We start from the raw sequence: 6,903 nt of genomic DNA, 5'->3' as shown, positions 1-6,903 counted from the left end.
CTTCATGTTGAAGCCGACATGCTTCATGTTGAAGCCGACATGCTTCATGTTGAAGCCGACATGCTTCATGTTGAAGCCGACATGCTTCATGTTGAAGCCGACATGCTTCATGTTGAAGCCGACATGCACCATCGTAAAACAACGCAAACCCATGCCCGTCCGCAACGATACCTACGCCCCCGCGATTAGGCCCTCGCGCTCAAGCGCGGGCAGGATGCGCGTGGCCAGCCGTGCGATGTTGCGGGCGTCATCGATGCCACGGTGGTGCGTGCCCTCCAGTGGCAGACCGCACATCCTCAGCGCCCCCGCCATCCCCACCGGGCCGCAGCCGTACAGCCTGCCAAAGTGCTTCTTCAGGTTGATGTGGCGCTCCAGCGCATCCGGCATCACCATGCTATGCCGCTCGCAGTCGGCGCGCAGCTGCCCCAGGTCGTACGCGCCCCACGAGCACAGCCAGAACGGCTCCTCGCCCGCCCACGACAGCAGATCCCACAGCACCGCGCCAAAGAACGCCGCGCCATCCACATCCTCCTGGCGGATGCTGGTAAGCTGCGTGCAGAATGCGCTAAGCACCGGCGAGGCCACGGGGCGCACGAAGGCCGCGAACTCACCGGAGGCCGGGCCGGAGCTGCTCTCCAGCCGCACCGCGCCTATCTCGATGGTCTCCATCTGTGCGCGACTGACCCCGCGCTCCCAGCAGGTGGCCTCCAGATCAATGATGATGTAGCGCATAGGTGTGTTTCTTTCCCCGTTCATAATGTGTATCTTTATGATACCCCTCGTAGCAACGACATAGCTCACAGACCGCCCCGCATAGGCCACAAAGCTCGGCTTTCTGTCCCAAGATGTGCTGAGATGAAACACGCTAGCATAGACAGCAGATATATCAGTAGATAGCGACCTTCATGGGCCGGGCCTCTGGATGCGGCAGGCGGTGCGATCCGGCGTGCCGAGCCATGCCCGGTAGTGTCACCGGCAGCGAGTGGGCATGGGCGCGATGGGATCATTGACGTAGGGGTGGGTCTTGTGCCCACCCGCGACGCATACATCGCGCACATCGCCGAGGCGTCCGATGCATGCAATGTATGCGTCGTGGCACGCATCATAACGCATCGTCACACGCCGTTATCATCGATTGGCGTTCGATGCCTGCGGCGAGCCTCGATGGGGCGGGCACAAGACCCGCCCCTACACCCATTGCGGGGCATTGCGGGCATCACCTCAATGCGATGTCTGCAATGCGAGATGAACGGCAGCCAACTGCGCCTTTTACCAAAAAGGGTAGGCAAGCCTTTAAAAGTGACACCTATTGAGCAGCATCAATGGCTTCTTTCACCCCATTCCTTTTCTTTTGCACCTTCATACCTTTGCGGCAAAAATGCTTGTAGCTTCCTTCAAAATGAAAATATTCTGGCATTTCTTGGTGCCTTGGAATCTTGATGGTAAAAATTTTGCTGCCTATTACATTTGTATAGGCTCTCGCATATCGATGCCCCGCGCGAGTGCACCATCGGCGCAGGTATCACCATCGGCATGCTGGCGTGGCTAAACCTGCTGCTCGACCGACAGCACCTATGCCACCACCACGCATCTGTCGACAGCAAGCGCAGCAGCGGGCACCACGTGTGGGCCGACGTTGGGCAGAGGTGAGAAGATATGGTACACTCTGCCGTGAAAAGAACCCGCCCCTAACGAGCTATAGGTTCCATGAAACAACCAAAACCCTCTTCGCCGCCAACCGATGGGCAGGCTGGCAGCCGCGTGCACCTGTTTGTGCTGGGCGGCATCGCGCTTGGCGTGGTGCTAAGGCTGCTCTACATCTTGCTGGTGCCCACCACGCCGGGCGTCTTTGACAGCGTCTACTACATGCGCACATCCGCCAGCATCGCGGCGGGCCTGGGCTACCGCATCGATGGGCACCTCACCAACACATGGCCTATCGGCTACCCCGCCATGCTGGCCACCATCTTCATGGCCACCGGCCCATCGGTGCTCGCTGCCAAGCTGATAAACATCGCGCTCGCCGCTATGAGCATGTGGTTTAGCTATCGCATCGCCGTGCAAATCTTCCGGTCGCGGTATGTGGGCCTGCTCACCGTGCTGCTGATGGCGTGCTACGCCAACCAGATCGCCTACAGCGCCGAGGTGATGTCCGAGAGCCTGTTCCTGTGCTGCTCGCTGGCTAGCTGCTACCTCATGCTCGCGCAGGGCGGCTCGCCGTGGAAGCTGGCGCTGGCCGGGGTCATGTGCGGCGTCACCACCATGGTCAAGCCGCAGTTTCTGTTCATCCCGCTGGCCCTGCTGGTCTTCGAGCACATGGCACGGCCCGCGCCGCGCCCGCCGCTACGCATCCTGGCGCGCTCGCTTGGCATCCTGGCGCTCACCATCGCGCTCATAATGGTGCCATGGATCGTGCGCAACTATCGCATCACCGGCCACGTGCAGCTCGTCTCCGGCAACAGCGGTCTAACGCTCTTCCTCAGCACCAGCCCGGTCGTCACACGCGGCGAGCTGGATGGGATGGCGGTCCCACGCGAGATCATGGACACCTACGGCAGAATGATGAACACCAACGAGTACGAGGCCGACCGCTGGCTGCGCGACCAGGCTATCGACGCGATCAAAACCCAGCCGATCGCGACCGCCGGGCGGATGCTCTCGCAGGCGTGGTATCTGTGGAAGGGCGATGTGGATGGCATACGGCTCAACGAGCAGAACCTCGACTTCGCCCAGCTCGGCTTCAGCCGCGAGAGCTACCCCACCAGCACGCTGCGCTATGCGCTGCTGGGACTAAAGCTGGCGGCGGCGTGCTTCTACGTGCTCATCTTGCTGCTGGCGGGGATGGCGCTTGTGTCGGCGGTACGGCATGGGCAGTGGCGCGACCCGCTGCTGTGGTTTGGCGTGTTCACCGCGCTGTACTACTCGGCGGTGGCGGTGGTGTTCCACGGCGAGAGCCGCTACCACCTGCCTGCGATGCCCTGGCTGGTGATGTACAGCGCGGCGGCGCTGGCGGCGCTCACATCCGGGCAGGCCAGGCGCATCTACGCCCGGCTGAGCGCAGGGGCGGCGGCGTAGCAGGGTAGCACAGGCTACATCAGAAGACGGCGGCGGCCATGGGGTCGCCGCCGCCGCCCGCGCGCTGCGCGGGGCGCTGCCGCTAGAGCTTGCGGCGGGCCGGAAGCACCGTGTCGCGCGGCCCCGCCTCCATGTGCGCCGCCTCCAGCTTGGCGCGGGCCACCGCAGGAGGCAGATCGTTGCCCTGATCATCCACCACCTGCACGTAGATAATATTGGCCTGGTTGGCCTTCACCTGCGCGCGGCTGTGCTGCTTGCGCCCCTCGGCATCCACCCATCGGCGGTGCAGATACCAGCTACGCGCCGCAACCAGCAGAGCCATCGGCAGCAGCAGCAAGCCCAGCACGGGCTGCCAGATCATCACGATCAGCGGCACTGCCACGCACACGAGCGCGAACGCGACCACCACGCGCGTTGACACCTTATCTTCCACAGCAAACGTACCTTTCATACGTACAAGCATACGCATCGCGCATATCAACAATACCGCAATGCCCAACGACGATTGTAGCACAGCGACGCGCCGCCGTACATTGACAGCCGCCTATGTGTCCGCAATAATAGATGGCACCACCACAACCTGCGAGACACGCGCGGCAGCAGGCGACGCCCGCCGCACCGCGCACCGTGTGGCCTACGAGAAAACGGGTAGCCGCAGCGCGGGGCAACATGCCCCATGGTGCGCTCCCCCAAGCACGAGCATAAGGAAAAAGGCCATGACCGCCACACGCCTGCTCATCCTTGGCGTCCTGCGCCAGCAGCCACAGCACGGCTACGATGTGCGCCGCACCTTGGAGCTATGGAACGCCGAGCACTGGGCCAACATCGCCTACGGCTCGATCTACTTCGCGCTCGGCAAGATGGAAGAGGAGGGGCTTGTCGATGTGATCGGGGCGGGGCAGGTGGGTCGTCGGCCAGCGCGCACCACCTACGCCATCACCCCGGCAGGCCACGCCGAGTTCCAGCGGCTGCTGCGCGAGTACTGGTGGGAGTACAAGCCCACGATCGACCCGCTGCAGGTGGCCATCACCTTCGCGCACGCGCTGCCCCGCGAGGATCTGCTGGCCGCGATCCAGCATCGCAGCCAGCACATGCGCGCGGTGCTGCCGCAGCTGCACCAGCGGGGCGAGCAGCTGCGGCAGCAGCCCGGCATGCCAGGCAATATCTTCGCGGGGCTGGCGCTGGCCAGCATGCAGATCGAGACCACGCTGGCATGGATGGATGACCTGATCGGCCAGATCGAGCGGGGCGAGCTGCCGTAGAGCCTATCAAGCAGGCCAGAAAGACCATCGCGCAGCCCCGACGGGGCATCGAGCAGAGGAGCGACCGCTATGAAGATCGCGCTGAGCAGCGACATGCGCACCGGCCTGATCGACGCGCTGCTGAATGAGCTGGCGTGGCGCGGCCACGAGGTGCGCTACTTCGGCCCGCAGGCCAGGGGCGATGCCGACGCCGACTGGCCGGTGGTCACACGCCAGGCGGCGGAGCAGGTGGCCAGCGGCGAGGTCGACGAGGCCATCGTGCTGTGCTGGACGGGCACGGGCTGCAGCATCGCGGCCAACAAAGTGCCCGGCATCCGCGCCGCGCTCTGCCACGACGCCGAGACGGCCAGGGGCGCGCGGGTGTGGAACCACGCCAACGCGCTGGCGCTGAGCCTGCGCGCCACGCCCGAGGGCACGCTGCCCGAGATCCTGGACGCGTGGTTCGCCACGCCGCCCGGCGACGACGCGTGGAACCTGCAGCAGGTGGCGCGGGTGGGGCAGATCGAGCGGGACTACCAACGAACAGCTGAGGGGGGAGCATGATCACATTCGAGCCGATGGGCGAAGAGACGTTCCAGCGCTACTGCGAGCAGGCCATCCGCGCCTACGCCGAGGACCACATCCGCGGCGGGCGCTGGACGCCCGACGAGGCCTACGAGAAGTCGGCGGAGGAGTTCCGCACGCTGCTGCCGCAGGGCGTGGCCACACCCGACCACTTCATCTACGATCTGGTGGAAGGCGAGGGGCGGCAGGCGGTGGGCGTGCTATGGCTAAACACCCAGCAGCGCGGCGGCGAGCTACAGGTGTTCATCTATGAGGTGGAGATCTACGAGCCGTTCCGGCGCAGGGGCTACGCCGCGCAGGCCTTCGCACTGCTGGATGACTGGGCGCGCGAGCGCGGGGCCAGCGCCATCCGGCTGCATGTGTTCGGGCACAACCACGCGGCGCGGGCGCTCTACGAGAAGGCCGGCTACGAGCCGACCAACATCCAGATGATCAAGCGGCTGGATGCCAAGGCAGCGCCGATACCTTCTTGATAGGCAGTACGTTTTTACCACCAAGGCACCAAGACACCAAGGAATAAGCGGCCCCTTTCACCACGAAAACCCGAAGGCACGAAGGGGCACACGCAGAGCACGCATCGCCCGCTGGCACGATGGCCCGCGCGCCCGCCCGAAGCAGCGCAGCCACGATACGACACCGAAGCCATCGCTCTCATCGTCATCACACCCGATGAGAGCGATGGCTTTGGCGTTCTCACTGCGGGCAGACACGAGATCCGCCCCTACGGGAATGACCACGCAGCGCAAGGTTCGCGCGGGCATTCGCGGGGCCTGCCGCACGCACCACCGCGCTACTTCGCCTGCGCGCCCTGCGCCACCCACGCCCCCAGGATGGCGCGCTCCTCATCGGTGATGCCGGTCTTGTTGCCCAGCGGCATGGTCTTGCCGATCACCGCGCGCTCCTGGATGCGCGTGGCGTAGTTGATGATCTGCGCGGGCGTGTCGAACAGCACCCCGGCGGGCGCGGTGGTGTAGGTGTCGTCGGTGGGTGTGGCCGAGTGGCAGGGCACGCAGCGCTGGGCGATGATGCCGCGCGCCTGGGCGAAGCTGACCGGCCCGCTGACCGCCGCCGTGGCCTGGGCGCGGGTGGTGATCGTGATGACGATGATCAGCAGCGCCACGGTGGCCAGCACGGTGCCAGCGGCCAGCCGCAGCCAGCCGCCGTAGGAGAAGCGGATGTTCATCAGGTGGCGCAGCGTGGCGCTGCCCACCATCAGGATGATCAGCAGCAGCCAGTTGAGCGCGTTGCCGTAGGTGCTGGGGAAGTGGTTGCTGATCATGATGAAGATCACGGGGAAGGTCATGTAGTTGTTGTGGATGGAGCGCTGCTTGGCGCGGTACGAGATCGCTGGATCTTGGGCTAGGCCCGCCTTGGTGGCGGCCACCAAGGCCCGCTGCGAGGGCACGATATACTGCCACACGTTGGCCGTCATGATCGTGCCGAGCAGCGCGCCCACGTGGATGTAGGCGGCCCGCCCGCTGAGCACGTGGGTGAGGCCGTAGGTGACGGCCATGAGCAGCGCGAACGAGATAGCGAAGGCCAGCGGGGTGTTCTTGCCCAGCGGCGAGCACCACAGCAGGTCGTAGACGAACCACGAGACCACCAGCGTGCCCACGCCGATGGCGATGGCCATCCCCGCGCTGATGTTGGCCACGGCGGGGTCGACCATGTAGGCCGCGCCGCCCATGTAGTAGACGATGATCAGCAGGCCGATGCCGCTGAGCCATGTGGTGAGGTTCTGGAACATGAACCAGTGGACTTTGCTGGGGTAGGCCATACCGGCGGGCAGCAGCTTCTTCTCGACCTCGTAGAACGCGCCGCTGTGCAGCAGCCAGATCTTGCCAAACGAGGCGGGGTCTTGCTCCTCGAACGGCTTGAGGTTGCGGTCAAGCCAGTTGAACAGCAGCGAGTTGCCGATCCACATGATTCCGGCGATGACGTGCGTCCAGCGGACGAAGAGGTCAAGTAGTTCGCGCACCATCGGGTCCACAGGGATGCTCCT

At 64.6% G+C, this 6,903-nt stretch carries 7 protein-coding genes; 4 read left to right on the top strand and 3 right to left on the bottom strand.

Annotated features, from left to right (window positions below; genetic code table 11):
• Positions 1–171: 171 nt before the first annotated feature.
• Complete coding sequence (locus F8S13_19340; protein ID KAB8141558.1) at positions 172–732, bottom strand: exonuclease domain-containing protein; 561 nt, start codon at positions 730–732, stop codon at positions 172–174.
• 975 nt (positions 733–1,707) lie between these two features.
• On the opposite strand from F8S13_19340, the gene F8S13_19335 reads away from it, so the two are divergent.
• Complete coding sequence (locus F8S13_19335; protein KAB8141557.1) at positions 1,708–3,075, top strand: glycosyltransferase family 39 protein; 1,368 nt, start codon at positions 1,708–1,710, stop codon at positions 3,073–3,075.
• A gap of 82 nt (positions 3,076–3,157) precedes the next feature.
• Here F8S13_19335 and F8S13_19330 read toward each other — a convergent pair whose 3' ends face one another.
• Positions 3,158–3,496 carry a hypothetical protein gene (locus tag F8S13_19330; GenBank protein ID KAB8141556.1) on the bottom strand — a complete coding sequence of 113 codons (339 nt, stop codon included), beginning with the start codon at positions 3,494–3,496 and terminating at the stop codon, positions 3,158–3,160.
• Positions 3,497–3,566: 70 nt separating this feature from the next.
• On the opposite strand from F8S13_19330, the gene F8S13_19325 reads away from it, so the two are divergent.
• From F8S13_19325 to F8S13_19315, 3 genes are all read left to right on the top strand, one after another.
• The gene (locus F8S13_19325; GenBank protein ID KAB8141555.1) at positions 3,567–4,337 is read left to right on the top strand and encodes a PadR family transcriptional regulator; all 771 of its coding nucleotides are present in this window, start codon (positions 3,567–3,569) and stop codon (positions 4,335–4,337) included.
• Positions 4,338–4,406: 69 nt separating this feature from the next.
• Positions 4,407–4,880, top strand: coding sequence for an RpiB/LacA/LacB family sugar-phosphate isomerase (locus F8S13_19320; protein KAB8141554.1), 474 nt, complete (start codon positions 4,407–4,409; stop codon positions 4,878–4,880).
• Positions 4,877–5,374 (top strand): GNAT family N-acetyltransferase, encoded by a 498-nt coding sequence (locus F8S13_19315; GenBank protein KAB8141553.1) that lies wholly within the window; start codon positions 4,877–4,879, stop codon positions 5,372–5,374. Before F8S13_19320 ends, F8S13_19315 begins: the two co-directional genes overlap by 4 nt.
• Positions 5,375–5,691: 317 nt before the next feature.
• Here the strand turns inward: F8S13_19315 and F8S13_19310 are convergent, their stop codons facing one another.
• Positions 5,692–6,891, bottom strand: coding sequence for a urate hydroxylase PuuD (locus F8S13_19310; GenBank protein ID KAB8141552.1), 1,200 nt, complete (start codon positions 6,889–6,891; stop codon positions 5,692–5,694).
• Positions 6,892–6,903 lie beyond the last annotated feature (12 nt).

The organism is Chloroflexia bacterium SDU3-3, assembly GCA_009268125.1.
Taxonomy (GTDB): Bacteria; Chloroflexota; Chloroflexia; order Chloroflexales; family Roseiflexaceae; genus SDU3-3.
Note: the sequence above shows the minus strand (reverse complement) of the source record. Positions and strands in the feature narration are given on the sequence as shown.